The sequence below is a fragment of the Streptomyces sp. NRRL S-337 genome, assembly GCF_000720175.1.
In the GTDB taxonomy this organism is placed as follows: Bacteria; Actinomycetota; Actinomycetes; order Streptomycetales; family Streptomycetaceae; genus Streptomyces; species Streptomyces siderophoricus.
The window spans coordinates 22754-48484 of sequence record NZ_JOIX01000006.1 but is presented as its reverse complement, the minus strand read 5'-3'; the positions used below and the strand labels follow the sequence as shown (position 1 = coordinate 48484).

Genomic DNA, 25731 nt, shown 5'->3' with positions numbered 1-25731 from the left:
GTTCTCCTTGCGGTCAGAAGAGGGTGCTGGCGGGCTGCTGCGGGGGGACGGCCGCCGTGGGGCGGGGGCCGGTGCAGGTGTGTTCTGCGACGTGCTTGTGGGGGCAGCGCGCGGGGTGGTGCCGGTCGATCCAGCGGAGCCGGGCCGGCGTGTGGGGGCGCTGGACGAGGCACCAGATGAGGCGGTTGGGGGTGCGGGCGGCGGCCTGCTCGGCGGGGGTGAGGGGCCGGAGGTCTGCGGTGATGTTGAGGGCGGCGCGTTGGCCGACGAGTTGGCGGATGATGGGCGCGCGGCAGGCCGGGCACCGGGTGGTGCCGTCCGCTGCTGCCGCGCGCCCGGTCATCAGCTGGCCACCGAGTCGAGCGTCCCGCCCGAGGTCCGCTGGCGATACATCGTCTGTGCCTGCTGGCGGAGCTTCTCCTCGGTGAACTCGTCTCCGGCGATCTCGATGCCGACGACGCGGACCTTGACGGCGTCGTCTTTCTCTTCGTCGGGGCCCTGCTCGGTGCGCTCAACGGAGGCGATTTCGACGATGGCCATGACGTGGTGACCGAGGTCGTTGAAGAGGTCGGCGGCGTGGGGGCGGATGGCCTTCTCGACGTCGGCGAGGACCTTGGCGTCGAATTTGATGGTGGTCATGCGGCTTGGGCTCCTTCGTAGGTGGTGGTGCATCGGGTGGGGTGGGCGGCTCGGATCGTGGCGACGAACTGCGCGACATCCGCAGCGCCGGAGACCGGGCCTTCGGTGGTGCGGCAGCGCAGGCACTCGTAGCGGGCGCGGGGCGGGCGGACCCATCGGCCGGCGTGGTTCTGCTGGCCCATGTCGACGTACAGGGCGCCGGTGATGACCAGCGGCCGGCGAGCCTGCGGCCGGGCGGTCATTCGGCGCCGCCGAGATCACCAATGGCGATCTGCGCCGGTACGGGCTTCACGGGCTCCGCGCACGCGGCAAGAGGCGACGGATCCCACTCGATGCGGGCGTTCTCCCAGTTCATTTCACGCATCTCGTCGAACGAGAGCATGGACCGCATCAGCTGGCCGGCCAGGACCATGGTCATCGTGCCGTCGGGGTGGAGGGTGCAGTCCTGGATGTCGCCGTCCTCGTTATGGACGCGGAACTGCCGCGGATCGGCGGGAAGTTCTACAGCATCGTGCGCGGCCGGGGGCCGGCCCACTGTTGTGGTGTCAGCCGTGGGCCGGCAGTAGCGGCAGGTACAGGCGCTCACGCGGCGCACCTCCCCGAGAAGTCGCCTACGGGCGCCGTGTTGGCCGGGAGGTTGAGGCGCTGGCGGATGGTCCACACGCCGCTGGTACCGATGTCGAGGCGCTCGGCGATCTGTCCGTCACGGAGGCCGGCCCGGTGCAGACGCCGCACCACGGCCTCCCGCTCGGCGACGGTCAGTCGCCCGGGCCGGTCACCGAGCACGGTCCGTTCGACCACCACGTCATCGACCTCAGCGACCGTGACGAACTGCGGATCGCCGTGCCGCTTCCACCGCTCGTAGTGCATGGCGCACAGCCCCTTCGCGCCGTGCGGATTGGGGCAGCCGGTGACGCGGCAGCCAGTGCGGTGGCGTCGTCCGCCGAGCGGGTGGCCGTGGCGGCGCCAGCGCCGGTAGTGGGCCTCGCACCAGCCGCGGGCCAGGCGTGGGGCGCGGCAGCTGGAGATGGAGCACAGACGGATCTTCATCGGGCCCACCTCGGCAGCCCTACGGGCCACTTGGCCTTGCCGAGGCGGGCGCGCTGCGCGTCGGGGAGGGGGAACAGAGGGTCGCCCCACCAGTCGTGGCCGGCGGCGCGCAGCCACCAGGCGTCGCACATGTCGCCGCCGTGCCCCTTGGGGGTGAGGTCGCCGGGAAAGGTGGCGCCGTCCGCGAGGTACGCGGCGTCGGCCATCTGCCGCTTATCGGCCTTGCCGTAGTCGCAGGCGAAGCACTTCAGGGTGGCCGGGGAGATGAGCGCCCGCGGTACCCCCGCATCGGCCAGTTCGGCGCGGACAACTCCCTGTGCCATGCCGGTGAGTCCCGCGCTCTTGGCGCCGACGGGGAGGTCTTCCAGCACGGCGAGATGCAGGGGCTGGTGTCGGATGAGGGTGCGGCGGATGTGGTCGCGGATGACGACCAGGCGGTAATCGGCGTCGGCGTCTCGGGTCTTGATCCGGTAGGTGGTGCCGTCCGGGAGGCACACGCCGGTGCTGCTCAGAGAGATGTCCAGGCCGATGATGCGAGGCCGGGGCCCGGCCGCCGTGGTGGCGGCCGGGGCGGCGTCGAACAGGGTCGGGCCGGTCACTTCTCGTCCCCCTCGGCGATGTGGCCGCACCCGTCGGTGGTGCAGCGCCAGAAGCCGTTGTCGGCCGGGACGTGCGGGGTCTGCATGTGGCCGCAGACCCCCGCGTTGTGGCACGCGAGGTAGCGGGTGCCGTCCGGCACGGCGTAGAACCGCGCGTGAGGCACCGGGGGCAGAGAGCGCTGGGTGATGCGTCGGGGCCAGGTGACGAGGGCGATGAGGGCGACGCCGAGGGTGATGCCGGCGAGGCCGCCGAGGATCGCGGTGATCACTGCTGCTCACCGCCCGCCTGATGCGGGATGACCGGCCACGCGCCCTCGACCACGGCGGCGGGATCCTTCTTGCGGAACCACTCCTGCAAGCTCGCGGCCTGCGACGCCGCCCACTTGATCTGAGCGTGATGCAGCCCTTCAAGGTCGAGCGCCGCCACATCATCGAATCGCTGAGTCCGCGTCCGCCGGACGAACTCCGGCCGGTCGCCGGTCGGCGTGTGCGCGATGGCGCTGATCCGGTACGCGATCCGCGCAGCCATCAGCGCGTCATACTCGCTGCCGTGCGCGGCCTCCTCGTCCCAACCGAGGCCGTAGACCTGCGCCAGGGTGATGAGTTGGCGGGCGCCCTGCGTCTCGGAGACGCGACGCCGGAACGGCAGGACGTGTTGGTCGAGGACGCGGGTGTCAATGACCGGCCAGATCACCGAATCCTCGTAGCGGTCGAGCAGCGTGGGCAGCCCGTACCGGCGGCACTCGCGGTCGAGGATCGTGAGGTCGTAGACGACGTTGTGACCGACGATCGGCACACCGCGGTTGAGGTACCCGGCGAGCACGGCCGTGAGGCCATCAATGGCCTGCTCGGCGGGCATACCCTTGGCGCTCGCCTGCTCGGTGGTGATGCCGTGCACCGCCGTCGCTTCGGCGGGGATGTCGATACCCGGGTTGGCAAGCCACGTGTGCGGCTCGGTGGGTTGACCGCCGCCGACGGCGATGGCGGCGGCGGTGACGATGCGGTCGGTGTTGACGTCGACCCCGGTCGTTTCGGTGTCGAAGGTCAGCAGACGCTTGGTGTGCCAGGTCATGCCCGCACCCCCTTGAGGGTGGCGAGGAAGGTGCGGAGCCGTTCCGCGGAGGCGGTCGAGGGGTGGAGGCCGCCGTTCGACGCGGCGAACTCGGCCTCGACCTGCTCGGTGGTCATGCCGTGGCGGCCGGCGGCGGCGATGATCTGGAACCAGATGTCCGCGGTGTCGTCCTCGACGATCTCGGCGTCGTGCACGACCTCGCCGAGCTGCTCGGGCGAGGCGTCGCCGTAGTCCGCGGGGTTGAGCTGCCGCTCGACGTCATCCGGGTGGGGCTGGTCCTGGTCCGGCACACGCGTGGCAGGGGTGGACGGAGCCTGGTCCTTGCGAGCCGCGCCGAGCGCCTCCGCCAGGGCGGTGAGCTTGTCAGCGATCTGCTTGTTCATGTGCCCGGCCGCAACTGCCTTCTCGTACAGGGCGCGCACTTCGGCGGGCGTCTTGGCCACCTCGGCGAGCTGGACGTAATCCGGGCGCGGCGCCTCGATCGCGGCCCGCTGCGGGCCACCCGCCACCGCCGGGCCGGCCGGCGCCTCCCCCGACATCAGCGCGGTCGGGGTGATGTCCACGTCGATGGTCGGGACCATCCACCGCAGCGTCTTGCCTTCCCGCTTCGCGGTGCGCTCCTCCAGCCCGAGGAACGCGGGCACGTACCCGCCCGCCTTGGCCAGCAGCTCAGCCACGCCCGGGAGTTCGAGCGCGGCGTAGTAGCCGTGCGACTCCAGCCGCCACACACCGACACCGGGAACCTCGGCGAGGACCACGTTCAGGCGGGTGGTGGGCTTGCACTGGCGGCGCTGCGGGTCCGGCCCGCACGGGCACGGCCGGTCGGACAACAGCTCGGTGACGCCGTCGCAGCGTCGTTGGCAGCCGCCGCCGGACCACAGCTCGTAGTACTGCGAGACGGGCTGGTGGGGAACGAGGATCGGCATGCGCGTCGCGTCCGTGATCACCTCGTACTGGCCGGCTCCGCCGTCCGGGGTCCACGGCGCGACGGTGCCGCCGTACTGCGTGGCGACCCGGTCGAGGAGTTCGCGGGACGGGGAGGTGAGGCGGAAGCGGTTCAGCTTGGACGGGCGGGTGTTGCCGTTGGAGGTGGGCACCTTCTGGCCGATGCGGATGCGGCCCAGCTCCCGGATGCGCTGCTGCAGATCAAGGATGGGCATGATCAGTCCCCCTGTTCGGCCCGCTTGAGCAGGGCCGTGATGAGCGGTGTGGTGAGGAGCCACGCACTCGGATCGCGCATGATCCGGTCGGTCTCCTCGTCGATGGATGCGGTGACGGACAGGTACGCCTGCGTGTTCTCGTCCGGCAGCGAGCAGCGGGCCAGGCCGAGGGCGACGTGAAACGCGATCTGGTCGGCCTGCCGGAGGAGGAAGGCAGCGACGTTGCCGCAGTAGCGCGGCTCCATCTCGTCGAGTCGGTGCTCTACGCCGTGTCGGTCCGTCCAGATCTCGGCCTGCTGGAGGAGGTGGGGAAGGTTCACGCCGCCACCTCCTCGGCCGGGGCAGGCAGCGTGAGGGCCTCGCCTACAACGGACTTGGACAGCGAGCGTTGGAACTCGGCGACTGCCTGCACGTGGCGGAACACGGCATACACGTCGTCGCCGCACTTCAGCGGCATCGGCCGGTACCCCTCCGGCCGCAGGTGCAGGACGATCCCGACGTCGTGCACCGCGGGCATGGGGATCTGCGTGCCGTCCCGCAGCCACGCCACCTCGGCCCGCCGGTACGCGGACATCTGCGCGCCGGCCTCGGGATAGACACCCTTCTCGTCCAGCTCGCCGCCGGTCTTGGTGTCGCCGATGAACAGCGTGTTCGCGGGAACCCGCAGGCACTCGGCGATGCGGCGGGATCGGAACAGGTAGTCGAGCTTCCCGGCCCACCCATCGGTGAAGTTCCCGACGGTCATCTCCGACGCCTCGAACTCGATCTCCCACTCGGCAACGAACCGGAGAAAGTTGTCGAGGAACGGCGCCAACTCGCGGTCGTTCAGCAGCGCCTCGGGCAGCGGGGTGCCGAGGACGTGCGCCTCGATGACGTCGTGGACGGCGCCGCCGATCTCGCCGCGCTCGTCCTTCTTGCGGATGTGGCCCTTGCGCAGCCAGTCGTACGCCGCTTCCTTCTCGGCCGGCCGCAGGGAGGCTGCGACGAGGGTGGGGAGGGTGGCGAACGCGTCGGCGGCGGTGAGGTTGGCGGCCCAGAACACGAGCTGCGGCTTGGGGAATCCCTGGCTGAGGATGGTGGTTACGCGCCGCAGCTTGGTGTCGGTGCCGGGGACGCGGTACCAGCCCTGTGAGGGGCGGGGGATGCGGTCGGCGCCGGTGGGCGCCGGGGTCTGCTTCTTGGTCCGGCGTCGGGGGCCGGAGGCCGGGGCCGTGGTGGCCCCGGCCGTCGCGGTGTTGGTCATGAGAGCAGCGCCCCCAGAATCGCGGTGATGGTGGTGGTGAGGACGACCAACGCCGGGGCGGCGCAGCCGTCGCCGTCGGGGTCCTGGTCGTACGTGGCCCGGTCCTGTGCGGCGCGGGCGGTGTGGGCGCGGCCGTCGTCGGTGCGGCGGCGGTGGTAGCGGTCGCCGAAGGTGTCAGCCACGGTCGCCACCGCCAGCCGTGCACACCGGGCACCGGTGGAACGCGTCGGTGGACTCGTGGCACCAATCCACGCACCGGCGGCAGAACGGGGTGTTGCCGGAGCGGGCGAGCCCGTCGAACGACGTGTCTTCGGGATCAAAAGCGTGGCGGCAGCGACCGCAGGTATCAGCGGGCGTGGCCTCCGCCCATCCGCTCAACTCGTAGCTGCGCTGGTCCAGCGCTACGGGCTCGTTGTCGCGGTCGTACTGCATCTCCCAGCCCAGGGCGCGGCGTTCGCCGGTGGTGGGATGGGTGCTGATGGTGTCGCAGCGGAAGGTTGTCCGGCCGCTGATGTAGGTCCGGCCGGGCTGGAAGAAGTCCGGTGCGTCGGCGTCGCGGGTGGACTCGCCCCCTGGGGTGTCCTTCCCGGCGTCGGCCATGAGGCGGAGTAGTACTGCCGCGTCACCGCGGCCGGGGTCGCATTCGTAGTCCTGGGGCAGGGCGTTGATGGCGTCGGCGGCCTCGCGCAGCACCTCGGCGCGGTGCTCATCCATGGCGTCCCGGTAGTGGCCCGTGCCGAGGAAGGCACGGACAGCGCCGCGGTCCACCTTCGACGCGAGGACCCGGGCGTCCCACACGGTCTGCTCACGGGCCTTCTTCACCAGCCACGCGACCGTTTCGGTCTTGGCCCCGGCAAGCACCTCAGCGCGGTAAGCGTCGAGCTTCACCCGCAGTTCCGCGAGCGTTCCGAGCGGAGCTGTCTCGGCCCGGCCGTACTCGTTGATCAGATCGTCGCGGGCGCTCATGCGTCACCCGCCTCACGCTGCGACGGCACAGCCTTGGGAGCAGCCACCGCCCGGATACGGTCGGCCAACGCGAGGCACTGCCCGCCATACACGTGGATCTTGGTGGAGAGTTCAGCAACGAGCTCTTCCACGAGCAGCGACTCGGGCCGGTGCCCGTCGTACGGACGGTCCTCGGCCTGCTCGTCGAGGATCTCGCCGAGCGCCTCGGCCTGCTCGGTGACCAGGTCCAGGATGAGCGACTCGACGAACGACGAGACATCGAGGGTGACACCCGTCGGGATCGCCTCGACGGTGATGCGGAACGGCCCGGTAACGGGCGTACGGTCAGCGGACATCGGTGCCTCCAGAGAGAAGCTCGAAGAGCCAGAGCGCCAGGAACGCCACAGCGAGGACGATGAGGAGGAGGGCGCCGGTCACGGGAGATCACCCCGCGCGGCAATCCGCTCGGCCCGGAGCGACTTCATCCGGGCCTTGATCTGCTCGTCCGTCGGCGCCTGCCACGTGTGCGTGCCGGCCTCCTCCGTCCACTGCTGTGCGTGTCCGCGCTGCGGCAGGCCGCAGGCGCCGCAGGCGTTCGGCTCGGGGTGCCTGGCCGTGGAGGGCGCGAGGATCGTGCGCAGTCGCGCTGCGGACTCTGCAGGCGTCGGGCCCGGGGCATCGTCGTGCACCAGGCGCCACCGCTCGGCCGCGCGGTCCCACTCGATGTGCTCGCCGTCGAGGCCCGCGATGTGGCCGTCCGGCTCGATGTGGAACCCAATGCCCGCGTCGGCGAGGGCGTTAAGGCCGTCGGTCGCGCGCTGCCACGGGCACGGCTCGGTGGCCTGCGCTTCGGTGGTCACCGATTCCACCAGCAGGTCATCCCGCTGCCCGGCCAACTCGTCGACCCGGGCTCGCAGCCGCTCCACCTCGGAGGCCGACTCCGGCGACTGCAACATCCCCGCCGCGTCCAACGCCATCGCGATACCCGCAGGCGTCCGGTGCGTCTGCATTGTGCGGCAGATCAGGTCAGCCGCAGCGTTCACGAGACGGGCGTTCACCGGGCCACCGCCGCAGCGATCTCCGACATGACGGCGGCGTCCAACGGCACCGCACACGTCACGCGGATCTCCACCCGTGACCCGTCCCGCGCCTCGTCGGTGTGCGTGACCAGGATGTACGGCCGGACACCCATGAACTCGGGCCCGATCCGGACCTCACCGCCGCGCTCGTACAGCCACTCGCCGAGGTCGTCGATGTCCGCCACCATCACGTGTACGTACTCGTGGTGCGGCTCGATCACGGGGTGCGGCAGGGAGGTGTAGTTGAGGAGGCACTCGACCTCCCGCGCGTTGTAGGTCTGCTGCCGCACCTGCCGGGCGGCACGCTCGCCGTCGTCGTGCGGCGCGAGGTGTAGCGGCACCGGCACCGGTGCGTGGCCGGTGAACCGGCCGGGGAAATCGGTAGGGTTGATGCTCACGGTGAGCCTCTCGTTTCTGTGGTTGGTGAGGTGAGCCGGAGGGGTCGCACCGGAAGGCAGCCGGTCGCGGCCCCGACTCACGTCGGGATGGGTCAGGCCGCGGGCCGCTCGGTAGCGGCGGGGCGGGAACTGGTGAGGATCGGGCGCAGACGCGCGATCAGCTCGCGGGAGGGCGGCGGCGCCGCTGCAACTTCCTTGCGGATGTGGGCGATCAGCTCGTCGCCGAGCAGCGCCCGGCGCTCGGCCGGCGTCATGCCGCTTCCTTCACCAGCTCGGCGGGCTCCATCAGTGACTCGATGGCCACGCCGTAGGCGTAGTGGATTCGCAGCATCGAAATCAGGTCAGGCTGAGACTCGCCGGACATCATCCGGTAGGCCGCGGACTCCGCGATTCCCGTGCGGCGGTGAATCGCGTACGCGGTCTTGTCGCCCTTGGTAGCGGCGGCGTCGCGCAGCTTTTCGATGCACAGGCGGTACATGTCACCCCCTTGTAGATGCAGGTGGAGGGAGGTTTCTCCCTCACGAGCAAGAAGTTACGGCATTCCTTCCTCCCTCGCAAGCATGCTTGCTAGGTAGGGAGGGGTGAATTTCAAAACCGCACACACGTTCGCCTCGGTTGTTACACTGCCGCAATGGCGTCACATGGCTTGACCTGCACTCTTGCTTGCGCGCAAGAATCTGGATACTCCCTAGCTAGGGAGGTACATTGCGCGCATGACTGCCGACACGCCCCCCACTCGCGCGCAGCGATTCGCCGCCGCCGTAGCACCGGCCGCACAGCGCGCTGGCTACACCGGCCGCGGCGCCAACGCCAGACTCGCGCGCGACGCCGGCATCCCGGAGAGCACCGTCAGCCGGATGATGCTCGGCAAGACCATCCCCGACCCCAAGTCGTTCGAGGCCCTCGCGCGCGCGATCGGTCTGCCCGTAGCGGACCTTTTGATTGAAGCCGGAATTGTCTCTGCCGAATCACTGACCGAAACCGGCCGGTCACAGGTACGATCTGAGCCGATCACCCTCGAAGAGGCGGCCGACCAACTGGGCATTGCCGACCCAATCGGGCGCCAGATGTTTTACGGGACAGTCGAACGGCTCAGGAGGCAAGAGCAGGAACAGGCCCCCGGCGCAGACGGGGGTGTCGCAGCCGAACAGTGAACGGGGGCAACCCATTTTGCTTTCCACGCGCCACCGCATCACCGCCGTTGCAACACTCGCCCTCGCCGCCGGCCTACCCCTCCTCGGTCACGGCCTCATATCCGACAACACCGCGCGCACGACCGGAGGCGTATGCCTCACGTCGTGCGCGCTTGTGCTGATAGCCCTCCTGGCAATCCGGTCATGGATCACCGACACCACCCAAGAACGCTCCATCCTCTACGACTCCATCTGCTCCGCCGAGACCGAGAAGGAGCGCTACCAGGCCGCGAAATACGCCCTCGACGCCGAGCGCGACCGCATGCGGCGAGACGCCATCAACGCCGAGCGCCGGGCCGCACAGGCCCTCGCAGCCGAACGTGACGCGCTCCGCGACCAATTCGAGGAAGAGCGAAATCAGCTAATCTGCCAGACTTTCGAAACCGCGTTCCGCCTCGCCCGCGCCGGAATCGCCGAGGCCCCCGCCACTCCCCGCGTCATACCGTTTCCGTCCCAGCACCACCCTGCCGAGGGAGAGACGACCCGCGGTCGAGGTGTGACCCGCCCCTGAACCCGGGCTGCCCGAAAAAAGACATCGTGATCCGCCCCGGCCTGATGATCTGCGCGCCCCTCACGTGCGCATGGTGCAGGCGGACCGTTACCACCTGGCGGATTACCTCGCGCTTCTGCTCCAGCTGCAGCCCACCCCACACCGCCTCGACGTCCGGGGCACCCAGCAGACTTGCCACCACCGGCGACACCGGCAGCGACAACGCCGCCGACTTCTCTTGCGCCGCCTTGATCTTCGGCAGCAGGTTGCGTTCCATCGAGGCCAGCGACATCGCGGACAGGCGCGGCTCTCCGGTTTCCTCGTCGAACGTGCCGGCCAGCTCACGCGCCTCCGACAGCTGCCTCTCCAGCCGCTCCGCCAGCAGCCGCGCGGCCTCGGCTTCCGCGTCCTCCCCGTCGCGCTGGAACGCTGACACCGCGGCCGGGGAACTCAGCCACTCTATGATCGCCTGCTCGACGTAGGCTTCGAACCGCGGAGCGCTGATCGCCGTGTCTCCATCCAGGAAGCACAGGTACCGCGGCTTCGAGCCGCCCTTGTGAACGATCAGTTTCGGCAGGTCGTCCCCGTGCTCACCGCAATAGGCAATGTGCGCAAGAAGGTGGCGCACACGCGAGTCACGCTGGGTGCGCCGTTCCGGGCGAGCGAGAATGCTTTGAACCGCGTCAAACAGATCATCATCGACGATCCTCTCCCAGGCGGCATCGCCGACGATCTCGCCCCTGTGCTTGCGGCGAGCGGCATACGCAGGCTGGCTCAACTGCTCAACCACACGCTTTTGATCCCATCGCACGCCGGACCTCGTAGCCGCGTCCGGCTCTGAGTTCAGCCACTGGGCAATGCGGTATGAGCTTTCACCTGCCGCGAACCGCTTGAACATTCCAATCACATACGGCTTCCGCGTGGGGTGCGGAACCTGGTCGATCAGGTCGCCGGTTTCCGGGTCGTACCGTCGGACGTACCCCCACGGCGGCCGGCCGGCGGGCTTCCCAGACTCGGCAAGGCGCCTCTGTGTGCGCAAGTTCCGGTCCCGAATGCCCTCGGCCTCATCCTCGGCCTGCAGGGCATCCATCGCGGTCGCTTTGCGATCCTCGCGCTTGCTCAGGTCGTAAACGGTGCCGTTGTAGCAGAGCAGGACGCCCGCTTCGTAGCAGACGTTCCGCAGCCGGACGTACGCCTCAAGATCGCGGTAATACCGGGATGCCTCCCACGCGACGACGATGCGGCACTTCCGCGCGGCGATCCCGTCGAGCATCGCCTCGAAGTCGGCACGCTCCCCCTTGCGGTGGCGAGACGCGGAACGGTCGACGTCCTTGTCGAATACCCCGACGATCGGCCAGCCGTACCGGTCGCATAGCTCGCGCCCCTCATGCAGCTGCGTGCTGACGCTGCGTCCCCGTTTTGTGGGGTCGTGGGACGCGCGGCCGTAGAGGTAGGCGTCGAACCGGATGCCGGGGTGTACGAGGTGGAGGTACTCGGGCGCGATGGGCATGAGGCCACGATAAAACCGCCTACCCCTCTAGCGTCGGTAGTTTGGATAGAAGCCCATCAAATACGGCAGCGCGTCGGCCAGCTCGGCCGGACTCCGCAGCGTGACCTGGGACTCCGCGGCCGGCGCCGGAAGCGCGTCGGCAGGTGCCGGTACGGAGAGGTGCGGGGAGTCGGTTGCGCCGGTGTGGCGGGAGGACTCGGTGGGGTCCGCAGGGTCGGTGGGCCGGGGATCGATCGGCGCGTGGGAGGACTCGGGAGAGGGGCGGGGGCCCGGGATCGAGGAAGGAGGAGGGGTCGGCGGGTTGGAGCGTGTCGAGGACGTCGGAGGGGCGGCAGAGGTGGGACGGGTGGATGACGTGGACGGGGACGAGGAGGTCGAAGCGTTCGGAGTCGAGGAGGTCGGAGGGTTCGGAGGGGTGGGTGCGTCGGAAGGTGTCGGGGGTGTCTCGGAAGTCGCCGGGGACGCCGGTGAGTTGGGGTCGGTGCTGCGCTTGCGCGGTTCGCTCTGCGAGTTCATGGCTCGAAGATCTCGCGATCGGCCGCCGCGCCGCGACCCCTGTGGATAACTCTGGGTGACGAGTTATCCACAGGCTCGGGCGGGGGTTCGCGCATTGTCAGTGGCATCGGGTTGCATGGGGGCATGAGCAACGAAGATCTGCGTGCCGCGGCCGATGCCGTCCTGACCCGGCTCGTCGGCGATCCCAGCGGTACGGCCCGGCTGCGCGAGGACCAGTGGCGGGCGATCGAGGCCCTGGTCGCCGAGCGTCGTCGCGCGCTGGTCGTGCAGCGCACGGGCTGGGGCAAGTCGGCGGTCTATTTCGTCGCGACCGCGCTGCTGCGCGAGCGCGGCAGCGGACCGACCGTGATCGTCTCCCCGCTGCTCGCCCTGATGCGCAATCAGGTGGAGGCGGCCGCCCGGGCCGGGATCCGCGCGCGCACGATCAATTCGGCCAACACCGAGGAGTGGGACACCGTCCAGGCCGAGGTGGCGGCGGGTGAGGTGGACGTCCTGCTGGTGAGTCCGGAGCGGCTCAACAACCCCGATTTCCGTGATCAGGTCCTGCCCAAGCTCGCGGCGGCGACGGGGCTGCTGGTGGTCGACGAGGCCCACTGCATCTCCGACTGGGGCCACGACTTCCGCCCCGACTACCGGCGGCTGCGCACCATGCTCGCCGATCTTCCGCCGGGTGTCCCTGTGCTCGCCACCACCGCGACGGCGAATGCGCGGGTGACCGCTGATGTCGCCGAACAGCTCGGGACGGGCGAGGGCACGGCCGAGGCGCTGGTTCTGCGCGGTCCGCTGGACCGGGAGAGCCTGAGTCTGGGCGTGCTGCCGCTGCCGGACGCCGCGCACCGGCTGGCCTGGCTCGCGGACCATCTGCACGAGCTTCCGGGATCGGGGATCATCTACACCCTCACCGTCGCCGCCGCCGAAGAAGTCACCGCCTTCCTGCGTCACCGTGGGCACACGGTCGCGTCGTACACGGGCAAGACCGAGAACGCCGACCGCCAGCAGGCCGAGGACGATCTGCTCGCCAACCGCGTCAAGGCGCTGGTGGCCACCTCCGCGCTGGGCATGGGCTTCGACAAGCCCGATCTGGGTTTCGTGGTGCATCTGGGCTCGCCGTCCTCGCCGATCGCGTACTACCAGCAGGTGGGCCGGGCCGGCCGTGGTGTCGAGCACGCCGAGGTGCTGCTGCTGCCCGGCCGGGAGGACGAGGCGATCTGGAAGTACTTCGCCTCGCTGGCGTTTCCCCCCGAGGAACAGGTGCGCCAGACCCTCGACGTACTGGCCGCCGCCGGCCGGCCGGTGTCGCTGCCGGCCCTGGAGCCACAGGTCGAACTGCGCCGCTCGCGCCTGGAGATCATGCTCAAGGTGCTCGACGTGGACGGCGCCGTGCAGCGCGTCAAGGGCGGCTGGATCTCCACGGGCCGGCCTTGGGCGTACGACGCGGAGCGCTATGCGTGGGTGACGCGGCAGCGCGAGGCCGAGCAGCAGGCGATGCGCGAGTACGCGACCACGACCGGCTGCCGGATGGAGTTCCTGCGGCGGCAGTTGGACGACGAGGCGGCGGCCGCCTGCGGCCGGTGCGACAACTGCGCCGGGGCGCGGTTCACCGCCGAGGTGGCGGCCGCTTCGCTGGATGCCGCGCGCGGTGAGCTGGGGCGTCCGGGCGTGGAGGTGGAGCCGCGGCGGATGTGGCCGACGGGGCTGCCGGCCGTCGGCCTCGACCTCAAGGGGCGCATTCCGGCGGGCGAGCTGGCCGCGACCGGCCGGGCGCTGGGCCGGCTCTCCGACATCGGCTGGGGCAATCGACTGCGCCCGATGCTCGCGGCGCAGGCACCGGACCGTCCGATTCCGGACGATGTGGCCTCCGCGGTGGTCACGGTCCTCGCCGACTGGGCGAAGGGGCCCGGTGGTTGGGCATCCGGGGAGCCGGATGCACCGGCCCGCCCGGTGGGAGTGGTCTGTCTCTCCTCGCGTACCAGGCCGCAGCTGATCCGCTCGCTGGCCGAGCGGATCGCGGCGGTCGGCCGGATGCCGTTCCTGGGCGTGGTGGCCTCGGAGGAGGACGGTGCCGACACCAGGATTCCGCGCAGCAACAGCGCCCAGCGGTTGCGCGCGCTCCACGGCTCACTCGGCGTACCGCCGCAGCTGGCGCAGAGCCTTGCGTCCGTGGGCGGCCCGGTGCTCCTGGTGGACGACTATGCCGATACCGGCTGGACGCTGGCGATGGCCGCCCGTCTGCTGCGGCGAGCCGGAGCCGAGGGGGTGTTTCCGCTGGTCCTCGCCGTGCAGGCGTAGGTGATGGTCCCGGGCGTGGGCAGCGGCCGCCCGGTGGAACCGTGGCCATCGGGGATCCCGACGCCGCGGGTCGGGGCCGACGCACGGGTGCGACAGCAGGGAACTTTCGTCACAGATGGCGCGATTCCAGTCTCCTGAGGGAATTGCTCGTTGCCCGCATCCCGGTACGACCGCAAGAATTGGAGGTGCTTCCCCGTACCGGCCGCTCCGCGGTCACGCTCGGTCATGACCTGGTGCTCGGACACCAGGACATCGCCCGATGCGCTGACGCGTGGACGAAGGGAGGACCGTGACCTTCGACTTCGTCCCGCCGCCGCGCCTTTCGCCGCCCTGGTCCACCGACCCAGCCGCCCGGCTGGGCCGGATGCTGGAGCCCGCCGAGTGGGCCTCCGCCGGTATACCCCTGCTGCGCAACCCCCGTGAGGTCGTCGCCGGCCTGCACGAGCGTCATCGTCCGGGGGCGTCGACGGCCGTCGTGGCGGTGCTCGATGCGCAGGATCGGGTGACGGCCAGCGCGTCCTTCACCGAGCCCGCTGCCGCCCCCGACGGCTGGGAGTTCCGAAATGCCCTGCTGGCGCATCTGCGCCGGGTGATCCCGCACGACCTCCGGCTGCGCGCCCCGGTCCGGACCGCCGTGCTGCTCTACTGCCGTGACGGGGAACCCCGTTGGACGGAGACCGACGGCGCGTGGATGTGGGGCCTGCGCGACGCCTGCACGCTGCACGGCCTCCGCTGCGGTGCGTACATCGCGCTGACCCCCGACCGCTGGCAGGTACTGGGGGAAGGCCGGGGCGGGCGCCGGCCCAAATCTTCGCCCAAGGACGAGCGGCGCACGGAAGCCCGCCATCCGGGAGCCGGGTTCGCCGGGGCGCGCCGCACCACGGCGCCACGCCCGGACGCGCCACGTACGGCCACGGTCCTCGCACAGGGCCGGCCGGCGCCGCGGAGCACCGGCGGCGGGGCGCCGGAGGCCCACCGGCACACGGCGGCACGCTGATCACCTCCCGCCGTACTCAACGCAGGACCGCACGAACGCCGGCGGTACGCGGAAATACGGCCGTACGAGAAGGTGAGAGCCGTGGAAGACGCGAGAGCCGTACGCGGAAGCGGGGCTGTGGACGTGCCGGAACGCAGGCGAGCCCGACGGCCTCTGGGGCCGACGGGCTGCTGCGAGCGGAAGCGGTCAGACGCCGGCGCCGAGAACGGTGTTGATCCGCTGCGGGTCGCCGCAGACGATCAGCAGCGCTCCGGCGCGGGCCATCGCCGAGGGCAGTGCCCGTGCGGTGACCTCGTCCGTGTCGCCGTTGACGGCGACGACCACGACGGGGCGGCCGGTGGCACGCTCGGCGTCGGCATCCGCGTAGAACACGTCGTCAGCGGCGTCGTGTTGGGCCCAGTAGGACGCCTCACCGAAGGACAGCTCGTGCGCGGCCCACGGGTGGGTCTCGCCCGTGGTGAGCACCAGGATTTCACCCGGGGCACGCCCCGAGTCCAACAGCAGGTCGACGGCTTCGTCGGCGGCGTCGATGGCACCGGCGGCGGGCGCCGGAATCAGCTGGAGCTGCGCTCCGGCCGTGCCGGTCTCGCCGGCCGGGGGCTGCGGGGAGCCGGTGCGCTGCGCCGGCGGAGCGGCGACAGGCCCACGCGGCGGGGCAGCGGGTCCGGGCTTGCCCGGACGGGCACTGGCCGCGGGAGCACCGCGCGGCGGCGCGGGGCGGGGGCCGGGACCAGGAACAGGACGGGGGGTCGGCGCGGTACGGCCGGCGGCCGAGGTTGCGCGGGGACCCGGGACACTCTCGTGAATCTGAGGCTCCTCGGGGATGAGAGGCATAAAGGGATGTCTATCAAACGTAAGTGCGGGACACGTCATCGGGTACCGAATTGATGCCCGCACCGCTCAGAAGTCGAAGCCGAGTTGGCCGCCGGCTTCCAGAGCGGCTGCTTCGGGGGTGATGCGCACCTTCTTCAGATGCCGCCACCGGGGCAGCGCGTCCATGTAGGACCACGACACCCGGTGGTGCGGCGTGGGTCCGTACTCCTCCAGGGCGATGCGATGGGTCGGCGACGGGTAGCCGGCGTTGGTCGCGAAGTCGAAGTCGGCGTAATCCAGGCCCACTTCGGCCATCATCGCGTCGCGCTGCACCTTGGCGAGCACGGACGCGGCGGCAACCGCGATGCAGGACTGGTCCCCCTTGATGACCGTGCGGACCTGCCACGGCGTGCCCAGGTAGTTGTGCTTGCCGTCGAGGATGACCGCGTCCGGACGGACCGGCAGCGCCTCCAGGGCGCGTACGGCCGCGAGCCGCAGTGCCGCGGTCATGCCCAGCTCGTCGATCTCCTGCGGCGAGGAGTGCCCCAGGGCGTAGGCGGTGACCCATTGGCCGAGCACTGCGCACAGTTCGGCGCGGCGCTTGTGGGTCAGCAGCTTGGAATCGGTGAGTCCGTCGGGCGGTCGGCGGAGTCCGGTGATGGCCGCGCAGACGCTGACCGGTCCGGCCCAGGCTCCGCGTCCGACCTCGTCGATCCCTGCAACGATCTTGGCGCCCGTCGTGGCGCGCAATGATCGCTCGACGGTATGGGTGGGGGGCTCGTACGGCATGGCGCCAGCCAGATTACGCCTATTCGGCCCAGCGTTCCGCATCGGATCCATACCTGGCCGCAAACGGTGCCGGTGCGGGAACGGGCGGGCTGAGCAGGTGACCCTACCGATGGGTACGCGAGCCGCCGGTGTGCGGCCTTCCCGGACCTGCGGATCGTTGCCGTGCGTCTGCTCGGACGCGAGCGGGCAGCGCGAAGTTGGGGGTCCGCCCCGCGCGTTGGCGCCCACCGGTCGCGTCCGGGAACTCGGCCGACCACGGAGTGAAGGATCAGCTTCCGGCCGGGGCGCGGAGTCGTGGGGCAGGGGTGGTCGTGCGTGTGGTCAGTCTTCGAGGGTGGGAGCCCAGGACGGGAGGGGCTCGGTGCCCTCCAGCCATGCCGCGGGGGGCGCGCCGGCGGGGTCGGCGGCCACGATCCCGCCGACGATGCCGCAGGTGGTGTCGACATCGCCGCCGGCCCGCACGGTTGTCCAGAAGGCCTTCTCGTAGTTGCCGAGATGGCGGGCCGCCGCCCACAGGGTGAAGGGCACGGTGTCATGGGCGCTGGTGCGCCGGCCGCAGCCCAGGACGGCGGCGACGGTGCCGGAGTCGGCGTAGTCGAGCATGTCCCTCGCCCGGCGGAGTCCGGCCTGTACGGCGCTGCGCGGGATCAGCTCCAGTACCCCGTCGAGCAGCTCCTCGGGGCCGGTCTGCCGGCTCGGGTCGGCGACCAGGGCGGCCGCCGCGGCCACGGCCATGGCGCCGACCACGGCCTCGCGGTGCTGGTGCGTGGTGTAGGCGGAGATCTCCGCCTGGTGCGTGGCCTGCTCGGGGTCGTCGGCGTACCACGCGCCGAGGGGCGCGATGCGCATGGCGGCGCCGTTGCCCCAGGACCCCTGGCCGTTGAAGAGCGCCGACGACAGCTCGCGCCAGTCGCCGCCCTCGCGGATCAGCCGGAGCAGGCGGTTGACGGCCGGGCCGTAGCCGCGGTCGAAGTCGTGGTGGTCGGCGAAGGAGGCGGCCAGGGCGTCCTGGTCGATCCGGCCGTGCGTGACGAGCACGGCCAGGACGGAGCAGGCCATCTCCGTGTCGTCGGTCCACTGCCACGGGGTGGGCGGCAGCTCGCGGCGCTTGAGGGCAGGATAGTGGGCGGGGACGAAGAACTGGGATCCGAGGGCATCGCCCACGGACAGTCCGCGCAGGCTCGCCAGAGCCCGCGCACAGCGGTCTGCGTCACGGTGGTCGGGGGTCATCGGTGTGCACTTTAACCGGTGACGCCATAAGGCTCGGGTTCACACCAGCGCTCGAAGGGCCGGTCGAGGGTGTAGCGGCCGTCCGGTCCGAGCAGCAGGGTGCGCCATTCGGCGTTGCCCGGGTTGGACAGCGACTCGAATTCGGCGACGGTCCAGTGGAACCAGCGCATGCAGAACAACCGCATGGTGAGACCGTGCGTGACGATCAGGACGTTCGGCGGATGGTTCGGGTCCTCGAAGCTGCGCCACAGGCTCTCCAGGAACGCCCCGACCCGGTCGTAGACGTCCGCACCGGACTCGCCCTGGGCGAAACGGTAGAAGAAGTGACCGTACGCATCCCGGTACGCCTTCTGCAGCCGTACGTCATCGCGGTCCTGCCAGTTGCCCCAGTCCTGCTCGCGCAGCCGCGGCTCCTCGCGCACCCGGACCTTGCCCGGGTCGAGGGCGAGCTCGCGGAAGGTCTGGTGGGTGCGCCGGTAGGGCGAGACGTAGGCGGAGATCCGCTCGTCGCCGAACATCTCGCGGAGCGGGGCACCGGCCTCCTCCGCCTGCCGCCGCCCCGCCTTGGTGAGGGAGAGGGCGTGGTCCGGCTCCCGCTCGTAGATGGAGTCGTCGATGTTCCCCTCCGACTCCCCATGACGGAGGAGCACGATGCGTCGGGGGCGAGCCATGCGGCCAGCCTAAAACGCCTGCCCTGTACATGCCGCACGCGGGCCGTTGCGGGAGGGTCTGGGCGTTCGGCGCCCGGCTTGCCGAGGACATGGGACATGGCCGCGCCGGCGGTGGCAGTGGCTGTCGGCGCAGACGGCGGACGCCCGCCGTGGACGCCTGCGGTGGTGACCGGCCTCGACGGGCCGGTCCGGCTCGTCCCGTCGATCGGGTCGGCGTGGATGTCCGCCAGGGCCCGTGCTGCACGTCAGCGCACCGATGGGAAACGTGGCCGCGCCGGAAGCGGACGGCGACGCTCTCGGCTTGGTCCCGCACCGATCGCGGCGGTGACCTCGGCAGGCAACCGGCTCAGGCAGCGACCAGGGCCGGGCGGCCGTCGCGTATCTCGTAGGGGCGGCCGCCGAAGCGCCGGCGCAGCAGGCGGTCGTGAGTGACCACGACCAGGGCACCGGGCCAGGCCGCCAGTGCCGCTTCGAGCTCCTCGACCAGGCCGAGGGCGAGGTGGTTGGTGGGTTCGTCGAGCAGCAGCAGGTCGGCCGGGCGGGCCAGCAGCCGGGCCAGTGCGAGACGGCGCCGCTGCCCTGCCGACAGTGCCCCGACGGGCACCTGGAGATCACGTTCGCGGAACAGCCCGAACGACAGCAGCAGCTCAGCCAGCTCTTCCGGATGGCCGGACAGGCCACGGCGGAAGGCCTCCAGCAGCGGCTCGGCCGGGCGGGAGACCGGTATCTCCTGGGCGAGGAAGCCGATCCTTCCCCGGCGCAGCACCGTGCCGCTGTCCGGTGCCGTGAGCCCGGCCAGGACCCTGAGCAGGGTGGTCTTGCCGGCGCCGTTGGGGCCGTGGATGAGCAGCCGCTCCCCCGCCGTGACGCTGAGGGCGTCCACGGCGAGCCGGTCCCCGACCCGTACGCCGTCGAGCTCAACGAGGGTGCCCTCGGTCCCGCCGAGGCCCGGTGCCGCCCGGAAGCGGAGCGGTTCCGGGGGCTTGGGGACCGGGTGGTCCGTGAGTCTGCGCAGCCGCTCCTGGGCGTTGCGCACCCGGCTGGACACCGATGCCTGGACCCGGCCCTTGGCCCGGTCGTACGCCATCTTGTTGCCGTCCTTGATGGCCCGGCCCGGAGCGACGCCGTGCGCCGTATCCGCTGCGAAGTCGGTGAGGCGGGTGATCTCTGCGCACCACGTGGCGTACTCCTGCTCCCAGCGCCGGCGGGCGGTGGCCTTGGCCGCCACGAAGGTGCCGTAGCCGTCGCCGTAGCGGACGAGTGCCCGACGGTCGGCGTCGACCTCGACGATCACGGTGGCGATCCGCTGGAGGAAGAGTCGGTCGTGCGAGACGGCGAGGACCGTGCCCCGGTGGGCGAGCAGCGCGCCCTCCAGCCAGTCCAGCGCGGCGGCGTCGAGGTGGTTGGTCGGTTCGTCGAGGAGCATCACCTCGGGGGCCGCGGCGATGAGGCAGGCGAGGCCCAGGCGGGCCTGCTCACCGCCGGAGAGACTGCCCAGGAGCCGGTCGTGGCCCAGTCCTTCCAGGCCGAGGGCGTGCAGGGCCGCCTCGACGCGGGCGTCGGCCTCATAGCCGCCGCGCAGCTCGAACAGCGTGAGCAGATCGCCGTACTCGTCGAGCCGGGCGACCGTGGCGTCGCCGAGTCCGCTCTCCAGTGTGCGGAGCCGGCGCTCCAGGTCCCTGAGGTCGGCCAGTGCCGCGTCGATCGCGTCCTGGACGGTGTGGTCCGGCGGGAGGTCGGGAGTCTGTCCGAGATATCCGATGCCGCCGTCGGCGGTCAGCACGACATGGCCCTCGTCCGGCTGCTCGACGCCCGCGATCAGGCGCAGCAGCGTCGACTTCCCGGCGCCGTTCTCCCCCACGATCCCGACGCGTTCGCCGGGCCGCACCGACAGTGAGACGCCGTCGAGCAGCCGGCGCTCGCCATGCGATGTGGTGATGTCGTGCAATGAGATCTGAGTGGGCATACAACCTCCCCCAGTAAACGCAACACTCGTTGCGTTACGCTGAGGATGACACAGTCCACCCAACTAACGCAACTGGAGTTGCAATTGACTGGAGAACCCGCGCGGGACAAGGCCGGCAGCGCCGAGCCCTCCGCCCCCGGCACCCGCCGTCCCGGCGGCAGGACCGCCCGCACCCGCGCCGCGGTCCGCGACGCGGTGCTGGCCGGCCTCACCGAGTACGGCTACCCCGGCCTGACGGTCGAATATGTCGCCGAGCACTCCGGCGTGCACAAGACCACGCTGTACCGCCGCTGGAAGGACGTCGAGGGCCTGGTCGCGGACGCCCTCGACCTGGCGGGCGAGGACAGCTGGACACCGCCGGACACCGGGTCATTGGAAGGCGATCTGCGGGCGCTCGCCCATGAGGTCGTCGCCTCCTTCACCGACCCCGCGGTGGCCTCGTCGGGCTCCGCGATGATCGCCGCCGCCTTCCAGTCGGAACGGGCCGCGGAGGCACTGCGCGCCTACTACGCCGAGCGGTTCACGCGCTGCGAGGCCATCGTGGAACGCGCGGTCGCACGCGAGGAGTTGGCCGCCCCGTTGGACGCCGGCGCGCTCGTCCGGTCCGTCTCGGCGCCGCTCTTCTTCCGGCTGTTCATCACCCGTGAGCCGATCGACCGCACACTCGCCGACCAGGCCGTGGCGGTCACGCTGGCCGCGGCACGGGCGGGGGCGTTCGCCGGTGGCGACACCGTGGGAGCGGCTCCGGACCCGGCCGCCTCCTGACTCCGGGAGGCGGGGCGGACCGGGCCGGTCACACCGTCCAGGACGGTTCGAGCCGCACCACGTCCCCGGCGATCGCCCGGACGTCCGCGGCTATCTGGGCCCGCAGCGCCAGACGTTCCACCCGTTCGGGCCGGTACTTCCCGCGTTCCGCCGCCGACTGCCACATCGAGAGGACCAGGAACTCCTCCCCGGGCGCCCGCCCCAGCATCCCCCGGAGCATCCCCGGCGAGCCCGCCATCGCCGGGTTCCAGACCTTCTCCTGCATGAGCATGAAGTGGTCCACGCGGTCCTGGCGCACCTGGCAGTGCGCCAGCCGCAGCACGTCCACGTCACCGAACGCCGGCCGGAAGCCCACCTTCACATCGAATTCGTGCTCGAAGAGGCGGACTTGGGCGTCCTTGTAGGTGCCGGTCTGGGCGGCCGCGAGCCGGTCGTGCGAGCGGGCCATGAAGGAGTCGTAGAACGCCCGGCTCTCCCAGAAGGCGACCAGATGCGCCACGTCCGGCCGGGCCCGGCTCCATCCGCCGCCCTGTCCACGAAACCCCGGTTCACCCAGCAGCCCCGCCCATTTCCGCTGCCCCCGCTCGAAACCTCGACGGTCCACTACGGTGAGGCGAATCCACTTGACCAGCACCGCGCCATCGTACGGCTCGGGAGCCGATCCGGATCACTGTGCGTACCACCCCGAACTTCCTTACGGGCGGGGATCGATGGGCGTCAGCACTCCCAGCCGCCGCTCCACCTCCTCGGCGGCCTCCAGACACAGGTCCTCCCGGTAGGAGCGGCCGATCAGCTGCACGCCGTACGGGAGCCCCGCCACCACTCCGGTGGGCACGGCGACCGCGGGGACCCCCACGAAGCTGGTGGCCGTACACAGCCGCATGGCGTTCTGCACCCGCCGATAGCCCTCGTCGTCCCGCACCTCCTCCCCCGGCGCGAACGGCGGCTCGGTGAACACCGGGCCCAGGACCAGCGGATACTCGTCCAGGAACTGCGCCCAGTCCCGTTGGATGCCCATCCGCACGCCGGTCAGCCGCAGGTACTCGGTCAGCCCCACCGGAGCGACCTCCGCCATGCCCCGCTCGATGTAGCGGTGCCCGCCCTCGCCGAGCAGCGGCTTGACCACCGGCCAGGTGGTGGCGAACTCGGTGCGCGTCATGCGGGCGTACGCCTCCAGGGCCTCGTCCAGCCGCGGCACATCAGCCACCTCGCTCACCTCGTACCCGGCGTCCCGGAGCGCGTCCGCGGCACTCTCCACCGCCCTGCGCACCGAAGGGTGCACACCGTGCCCACCCGGGTCGGTCACCATCGCCACCTTGACGGGCCGCTTCAGCGGCTCGCCGTACAGGGGCACCGGTACCGCCCTCGGGTCGCGGGGATCGGCTCCGGCCAGCACCTCGTAGGCGAGCCGGAGATCACCGACCGTACGGGCCAACGGCCCGTCTACCACGAGGAACTGGGCCGCGAGGGTGGGATCGTCGGGCCCGATGCGGTGATCGGCGGCGAACCGCCCGTAGGTGGGCTTGAGTCCGGCCACACCACAGAAGGACGCCGGGATGCGCACCGACCCCCCGGAGTCGTTGCCGAGGCCGAGCGGAGCCATGCCGCTCGCCACGGCCGCACCGTCGCCACCACTGGTGCCACCCGGGGTGACCGCCCCACTCCAGGGGTTCGCGGTGTCACCGAACAGCTCGCTCCGGGTGTGGACACCGGCCAGGATGAGCGTCGGCATGTTGCTGTGTCCGAGGGGGATGGCGCCCGCCGCGCGCAGCCTTGCCACCGGGGGCGCATCGGAGCGTGCGACGAGGTCACGGAAGCGCCCCGCGCCGAAGGTCGTCGGTACGCCCTCGATGGCGGTGCTCTCCTTCACCGTGAACGGCACCCCGGCCAGCGGCCCCAGCTCCGCCCCCTCGGCGCGCTTGCGGTCGACCGCCGCCGCTTCGGTCCGGGCACGCTCGGCGAGCAGCTGAGTGACGGCATTGACGGCCGAGTTGACCTCGGCGATCCGCGCCAGGTGCGCATCAACCAGCTCCACCGCCGACACCTCTCCGTCGCGCACCGCCGCCGCCTGGGCAGCGGCGGTCAGCTTCCACAACACGCTGTGCATTTCTCCCCTTTCGGGCCCGGGACCGGACGTCGCACGTTCCGCCGCGGGTACCAGGCCGACCCTTTTCCGATGCACCTGCATCACTTCGGCATCGTAACCTTGCCAGCGATACGCCCGCATCGAATAAACCGGAGCGCACGGGATGCCCAAGCAGGTGGACCACGAGGGCCGACGTCGGCAGATCGCCGAGGCGGTGTGCCAACTCGCCGACGAGAGCGGACTGGAGGGTGTGACGCTCCGCGATGTCGCGGCGCGCGCCGACGTGTCCATGGGAGCCGTCCAGCGCTGCTTCCGGACCAAGGAGGAGATGCTGGTCTTCGCGCTCGGCCACATCGGCGAGCGGGTCGGCGCACGGGTGTCGGCACGGCTCACCGCCTCGCCCGCACAGTCGGCACGCACGGCGTTGGGCCACGCCGCAACCGAGGTCTCACTGCTCCGGGACGAGCACCGGGCCGAGGCCCGGGTCTGGCTCGCCTTCGTGGCGCAAGCCGCCGTCAGCCCACCACTGGCCGAAATCCTGCGCAGCAACTACACAGGTCTGCAGACAGTGTTCACGCGACTGATCTCCGAGGCTTCCGACACCGAAGACCCGGAGCGGGCAGCACGCACGCTCCTCGCCCTCGCCGACGGCCTCACCACCCATGTCCTGATCGGCCACCTGTCCCCCGCCACCGCCCTGGACGTCCTCGACGGCCATCTGCGCCATCTCTGGAACCAGAAGGCGCCCTGAGACACATACGGAACATCCCTCCCCGAGCCGCCAAGGGCATTTTCCGGCCAACAGCAACGGCATCAAGTCACCTCTGACCAGCGGAAGTTCTCCGGCACCCTCGGCCACGGAGCGTGGCACGATGGTCGCCAACGGGAAGTCCCGGGGCCCGTCCGCGCCACCACGTCGGCGGTTCCGCACCCCCGGGGGACGAGGGAAGGGAAGCCCGGTGAGCACGCTCAACAAAGGGATCGAAAAGGTCGAAGTAGCGCTCAAATGGGATCCGAGCCCGCTGGGCGCGCCGGACCATGACCTCGACATCGTCGCGGCGCCCTATCCGGCCGACGCCCCGCACGGCGACCCGGCCTACCTGGTGCACTTCGACAGCCGGTCGCCCGACGGAACCATCAGCCTGAACCGCGACAGCCGGACGGGCCAGGGTTTCGGCTGGGACGAGATCATGACGCTGGAACTGGACCGGCTGTCCGAGACCTACGTACGGGTGGTCGTCGGCGTGGCCATCCAGCAGGGCGAAGACCGCATCACCTTCGGCGACGTCGCCAACGCGGCCGTACGCATCCGCGAGGGCTACACCGACCTGGCCTCACACGGCTTCGCCGAGGTCGCGGAGTCGACCGCCACGACGGTCGCCGAGTTCATCCGGGACGAGACGGGCAACTGGCGCTTCAACTCCGCGCTCCGGGGCTACGACGCCGAACCGGCCGACTTCGCCCGGCTGATGGGGCACTGACCAAGGCGTTCCCGCGGCACCCGCCGGAGCGGTCCGCGCCGCTTGACTGCCCCTGGGAGCGCGCCGCTATCCGCCCTCCCTCTTGCGGCGGCGGTGCGCCGCGACCCGTGCCCGTGACGCGCAGGCGGTCGAGCAGTAGCGGCGCGCGCTCCCGGGGCCGGTGCCCAGATAGAGCGTGGTGCACCCCGGAGCGGCGCATTCCCCCCAGGGCATCCGGCCGTACTCGGTGAGGATCTGCGACAGCGCCAGGGCACTTGAGGCGGTGAACCACTCGGCCCAGGTCGCGTCGTCCCCCCGGTCGATGTGCAGGTGCCAGGTGTGTCCGTCGTGCCGTGAGAGGCGCGGACGGGCGCCGCATTCGGTCAGCAGTGCATTGATGGCGTGGGCGGCCCGGTCGACGTCGGGCTCGGCGAGGAGAGCGCCGAGCCGGTACGCGGCCGCCCGCAGCCCCTCGGCGTCCTCTCCGGTGAACGCCTGCTCGGTGAGGTCCTCCGGGCGTTCCCCGTGGCGCGTGAGCAGCCCGGCCAGCGCCTCCCGGGAGATACCAGGATCCGCGCGTACCGCATTCACCAGATCCTTCAGCCGGTCCGCGGGCCGGAACCCACGCATCCCCGCCGCCTCAGCCGTCACGGACTCCCCGCTCTCCGCGCTCATGGCGCACACCCATGGTCCCGTTCACACTCCTCCAGCGTAACGGCTTGTGTCAATTAGCCGTTACGCCGCATCCTTTGGGCTGAGGACGGCTCACCG

At 71.0% G+C, this 25731-nt stretch carries 34 protein-coding genes; 7 read left to right on the top strand and 27 right to left on the bottom strand.

Annotation, left to right across the window (positions count from 1 at the left end; genetic code table 11):
* Nucleotides 1-13: 13 nt before the first annotated feature.
* The 18 genes from IG62_RS49460 to IG62_RS0107230 form a co-directional block, all read right to left on the bottom strand.
* A complete protein-coding gene (locus tag IG62_RS49460; protein WP_030798894.1) occupies nt 14-343 on the bottom strand; it encodes a hypothetical protein in 330 nt (109 codons plus the stop codon).
* Nucleotides 343-639, bottom strand: a complete 297-nt coding sequence (locus IG62_RS0107315; RefSeq protein WP_030798893.1) for a hypothetical protein — start codon at nt 637-639, stop codon at nt 343-345. The genes IG62_RS49460 and IG62_RS0107315 overlap by 1 nt, the downstream gene beginning before the upstream one ends.
* On the bottom strand, nt 636-881 hold the full coding sequence (locus IG62_RS0107310; protein ID WP_030798892.1) for a hypothetical protein: 246 nt from the start codon (nt 879-881) through the stop codon (nt 636-638). Before IG62_RS0107310 ends, IG62_RS0107315 begins: the two co-directional genes overlap by 4 nt.
* Complete coding sequence (locus IG62_RS0107305; RefSeq protein WP_158794997.1) at nt 878-1225, bottom strand: hypothetical protein; 348 nt, start codon at nt 1223-1225, stop codon at nt 878-880. The genes IG62_RS0107310 and IG62_RS0107305 overlap by 4 nt, the downstream gene beginning before the upstream one ends.
* Entirely contained in the window at nt 1222-1689 is a 468-nt protein-coding gene (locus tag IG62_RS43105) for a hypothetical protein (RefSeq protein ID WP_030798890.1), read from the bottom strand. Before IG62_RS43105 ends, IG62_RS0107305 begins: the two co-directional genes overlap by 4 nt.
* On the bottom strand, nt 1686-2288 hold the full coding sequence (locus IG62_RS0107295; RefSeq protein WP_030798886.1) for a hypothetical protein: 603 nt from the start codon (nt 2286-2288) through the stop codon (nt 1686-1688). Before IG62_RS0107295 ends, IG62_RS43105 begins: the two co-directional genes overlap by 4 nt.
* Nucleotides 2285-2557 carry a hypothetical protein gene (locus tag IG62_RS0107290; RefSeq protein WP_030798885.1) on the bottom strand — a complete coding sequence of 91 codons (273 nt, stop codon included), beginning with the start codon at nt 2555-2557 and terminating at the stop codon, nt 2285-2287. Before IG62_RS0107290 ends, IG62_RS0107295 begins: the two co-directional genes overlap by 4 nt.
* Nucleotides 2554-3360: an exonuclease domain-containing protein gene (locus IG62_RS0107285; RefSeq protein ID WP_030798884.1), complete on the bottom strand. Its 807-nt coding sequence runs from the start codon at nt 3358-3360 to the stop codon at nt 2554-2556. The genes IG62_RS0107290 and IG62_RS0107285 overlap by 4 nt, the downstream gene beginning before the upstream one ends.
* The gene (locus IG62_RS0107280) at nt 3357-4520 is read right to left on the bottom strand and encodes a hypothetical protein (protein ID WP_030798882.1); all 1164 of its coding nucleotides are present in this window, start codon (nt 4518-4520) and stop codon (nt 3357-3359) included. The genes IG62_RS0107285 and IG62_RS0107280 overlap by 4 nt, the downstream gene beginning before the upstream one ends.
* 2 nt (nt 4521-4522) lie before the next feature.
* Nucleotides 4523-4840: a hypothetical protein gene (locus IG62_RS0107275; RefSeq protein ID WP_030798880.1), complete on the bottom strand. Its 318-nt coding sequence runs from the start codon at nt 4838-4840 to the stop codon at nt 4523-4525.
* Nucleotides 4837-5763, bottom strand: a complete 927-nt coding sequence (locus IG62_RS0107270; RefSeq protein WP_030798879.1) for a hypothetical protein — start codon at nt 5761-5763, stop codon at nt 4837-4839. Before IG62_RS0107270 ends, IG62_RS0107275 begins: the two co-directional genes overlap by 4 nt.
* Nucleotides 5760-5945 carry a hypothetical protein gene (locus IG62_RS0107265; protein ID WP_158794996.1) on the bottom strand — a complete coding sequence of 62 codons (186 nt, stop codon included), beginning with the start codon at nt 5943-5945 and terminating at the stop codon, nt 5760-5762. The genes IG62_RS0107270 and IG62_RS0107265 overlap by 4 nt, the downstream gene beginning before the upstream one ends.
* Complete coding sequence (locus IG62_RS0107260) at nt 5938-6729, bottom strand: hypothetical protein (protein ID WP_030798867.1); 792 nt, start codon at nt 6727-6729, stop codon at nt 5938-5940. Before IG62_RS0107260 ends, IG62_RS0107265 begins: the two co-directional genes overlap by 8 nt.
* A complete protein-coding gene (locus IG62_RS41480) occupies nt 6726-7064 on the bottom strand; it encodes a hypothetical protein (protein WP_037837931.1) in 339 nt (112 codons plus the stop codon). The genes IG62_RS0107260 and IG62_RS41480 overlap by 4 nt, the downstream gene beginning before the upstream one ends.
* A 78-nt stretch (nt 7065-7142) precedes the next feature.
* Nucleotides 7143-7766: a hypothetical protein gene (locus IG62_RS48355; RefSeq protein WP_037837930.1), complete on the bottom strand. Its 624-nt coding sequence runs from the start codon at nt 7764-7766 to the stop codon at nt 7143-7145.
* Nucleotides 7763-8185 carry a hypothetical protein gene (locus IG62_RS41470; protein ID WP_037837929.1) on the bottom strand — a complete coding sequence of 141 codons (423 nt, stop codon included), beginning with the start codon at nt 8183-8185 and terminating at the stop codon, nt 7763-7765. The genes IG62_RS48355 and IG62_RS41470 overlap by 4 nt, the downstream gene beginning before the upstream one ends.
* A 92-nt stretch (nt 8186-8277) precedes the next feature.
* On the bottom strand, nt 8278-8439 hold the full coding sequence (locus IG62_RS47070; RefSeq protein ID WP_158794995.1) for a hypothetical protein: 162 nt from the start codon (nt 8437-8439) through the stop codon (nt 8278-8280).
* Nucleotides 8436-8663, bottom strand: coding sequence for a hypothetical protein (locus tag IG62_RS0107230; RefSeq protein WP_030798864.1), 228 nt, complete (start codon nt 8661-8663; stop codon nt 8436-8438). The genes IG62_RS47070 and IG62_RS0107230 overlap by 4 nt, the downstream gene beginning before the upstream one ends.
* Before the next feature lie 235 nt (nt 8664-8898).
* Between IG62_RS0107230 and IG62_RS41465 the strand changes: the two genes are divergently transcribed.
* Together IG62_RS41465 and IG62_RS0107220 are read left to right on the top strand one after the other, a co-directional pair.
* The gene (locus IG62_RS41465) at nt 8899-9339 is read left to right on the top strand and encodes a helix-turn-helix domain-containing protein (RefSeq protein ID WP_051797705.1); all 441 of its coding nucleotides are present in this window, start codon (nt 8899-8901) and stop codon (nt 9337-9339) included.
* On the top strand, nt 9320-9889 hold the full coding sequence (locus IG62_RS0107220) for a hypothetical protein (protein ID WP_158794994.1): 570 nt from the start codon (nt 9320-9322) through the stop codon (nt 9887-9889). Before IG62_RS41465 ends, IG62_RS0107220 begins: the two co-directional genes overlap by 20 nt.
* Here IG62_RS0107220 and IG62_RS0107215 read toward each other — a convergent pair.
* The gene (locus IG62_RS0107215; protein WP_030798859.1) at nt 9816-11378 is read right to left on the bottom strand and encodes a recombinase family protein; all 1563 of its coding nucleotides are present in this window, start codon (nt 11376-11378) and stop codon (nt 9816-9818) included. The two genes, IG62_RS0107220 and IG62_RS0107215, sit on opposite strands and share 74 nt — an antisense overlap.
* Before the next feature lie 639 nt (nt 11379-12017).
* Between IG62_RS0107215 and IG62_RS0107205 the strand changes: the two genes are divergently transcribed.
* Nucleotides 12018-14183, top strand: a complete 2166-nt coding sequence (locus tag IG62_RS0107205; protein WP_030798857.1) for a RecQ family ATP-dependent DNA helicase — start codon at nt 12018-12020, stop codon at nt 14181-14183.
* Between the two features lie 289 nt (nt 14184-14472).
* A complete protein-coding gene (locus tag IG62_RS0107200; RefSeq protein ID WP_030798856.1) occupies nt 14473-15180 on the top strand; it encodes a hypothetical protein in 708 nt (235 codons plus the stop codon).
* Between the two features lie 186 nt (nt 15181-15366).
* Here IG62_RS0107200 and IG62_RS0107195 read toward each other — a convergent pair whose 3' ends face one another.
* The 5 genes from IG62_RS0107195 to IG62_RS0107175 all read right to left on the bottom strand — a co-directional run bounded on the left by IG62_RS0107195 (nt 15367) and on the right by IG62_RS0107175 (nt 20649).
* The gene (locus IG62_RS0107195) at nt 15367-16014 is read right to left on the bottom strand and encodes a hypothetical protein (protein WP_030798855.1); all 648 of its coding nucleotides are present in this window, start codon (nt 16012-16014) and stop codon (nt 15367-15369) included.
* A 66-nt stretch (nt 16015-16080) separates the two neighbouring features.
* Complete coding sequence (locus tag IG62_RS0107190) at nt 16081-16782, bottom strand: ribonuclease HII (protein WP_030798853.1); 702 nt, start codon at nt 16780-16782, stop codon at nt 16081-16083.
* 321 nt (nt 16783-17103) lie between these two features.
* Nucleotides 17104-18012 (bottom strand): ADP-ribosylglycohydrolase family protein, encoded by a 909-nt coding sequence (locus IG62_RS0107185; protein WP_030798851.1) that lies wholly within the window; start codon nt 18010-18012, stop codon nt 17104-17106.
* Between the two features lie 11 nt (nt 18013-18023).
* The gene (locus IG62_RS0107180; protein WP_030798848.1) at nt 18024-18683 is read right to left on the bottom strand and encodes a histidine phosphatase family protein; all 660 of its coding nucleotides are present in this window, start codon (nt 18681-18683) and stop codon (nt 18024-18026) included.
* A 346-nt stretch (nt 18684-19029) separates the two neighbouring features.
* Nucleotides 19030-20649 (bottom strand): ABC-F family ATP-binding cassette domain-containing protein, encoded by a 1620-nt coding sequence (locus IG62_RS0107175; RefSeq protein WP_030798846.1) that lies wholly within the window; start codon nt 20647-20649, stop codon nt 19030-19032.
* Between the two features lie 84 nt (nt 20650-20733).
* Here IG62_RS0107175 and IG62_RS0107170 point away from each other — a divergent pair, with 84 nt between their 5' ends.
* Nucleotides 20734-21414, top strand: coding sequence for a TetR-like C-terminal domain-containing protein (locus IG62_RS0107170; RefSeq protein WP_030798844.1), 681 nt, complete (start codon nt 20734-20736; stop codon nt 21412-21414).
* 28 nt (nt 21415-21442) lie between these two features.
* Here the strand turns inward: IG62_RS0107170 and IG62_RS0107165 are convergent, their stop codons facing one another.
* Nucleotides 21443-22048 carry a YdbC family protein gene (locus IG62_RS0107165; protein ID WP_078871869.1) on the bottom strand — a complete coding sequence of 202 codons (606 nt, stop codon included), beginning with the start codon at nt 22046-22048 and terminating at the stop codon, nt 21443-21445.
* 60 nt (nt 22049-22108) lie between these two features.
* On the bottom strand, nt 22109-23521 hold the full coding sequence (locus IG62_RS0107160; RefSeq protein WP_030798840.1) for an amidase: 1413 nt from the start codon (nt 23519-23521) through the stop codon (nt 22109-22111).
* A 142-nt stretch (nt 23522-23663) separates the two neighbouring features.
* Between IG62_RS0107160 and IG62_RS0107155 the strand changes: the two genes are divergently transcribed.
* Nucleotides 23664-24251, top strand: coding sequence for a TetR/AcrR family transcriptional regulator (locus tag IG62_RS0107155; RefSeq protein ID WP_030798838.1), 588 nt, complete (start codon nt 23664-23666; stop codon nt 24249-24251).
* Between the two features lie 121 nt (nt 24252-24372).
* Nucleotides 24373-24981 carry a TerD family protein gene (locus IG62_RS0107150; protein WP_420711052.1) on the top strand — a complete coding sequence of 203 codons (609 nt, stop codon included), beginning with the start codon at nt 24373-24375 and terminating at the stop codon, nt 24979-24981.
* Nucleotides 24982-25047: 66 nt separating this feature from the next.
* Here the strand turns inward: IG62_RS0107150 and IG62_RS0107145 are convergent, their stop codons facing one another.
* Entirely contained in the window at nt 25048-25635 is a 588-nt protein-coding gene (locus IG62_RS0107145; RefSeq protein WP_051797704.1) for a CGNR zinc finger domain-containing protein, read from the bottom strand.
* Nucleotides 25636-25731: the final 96 nt, after the last annotated feature.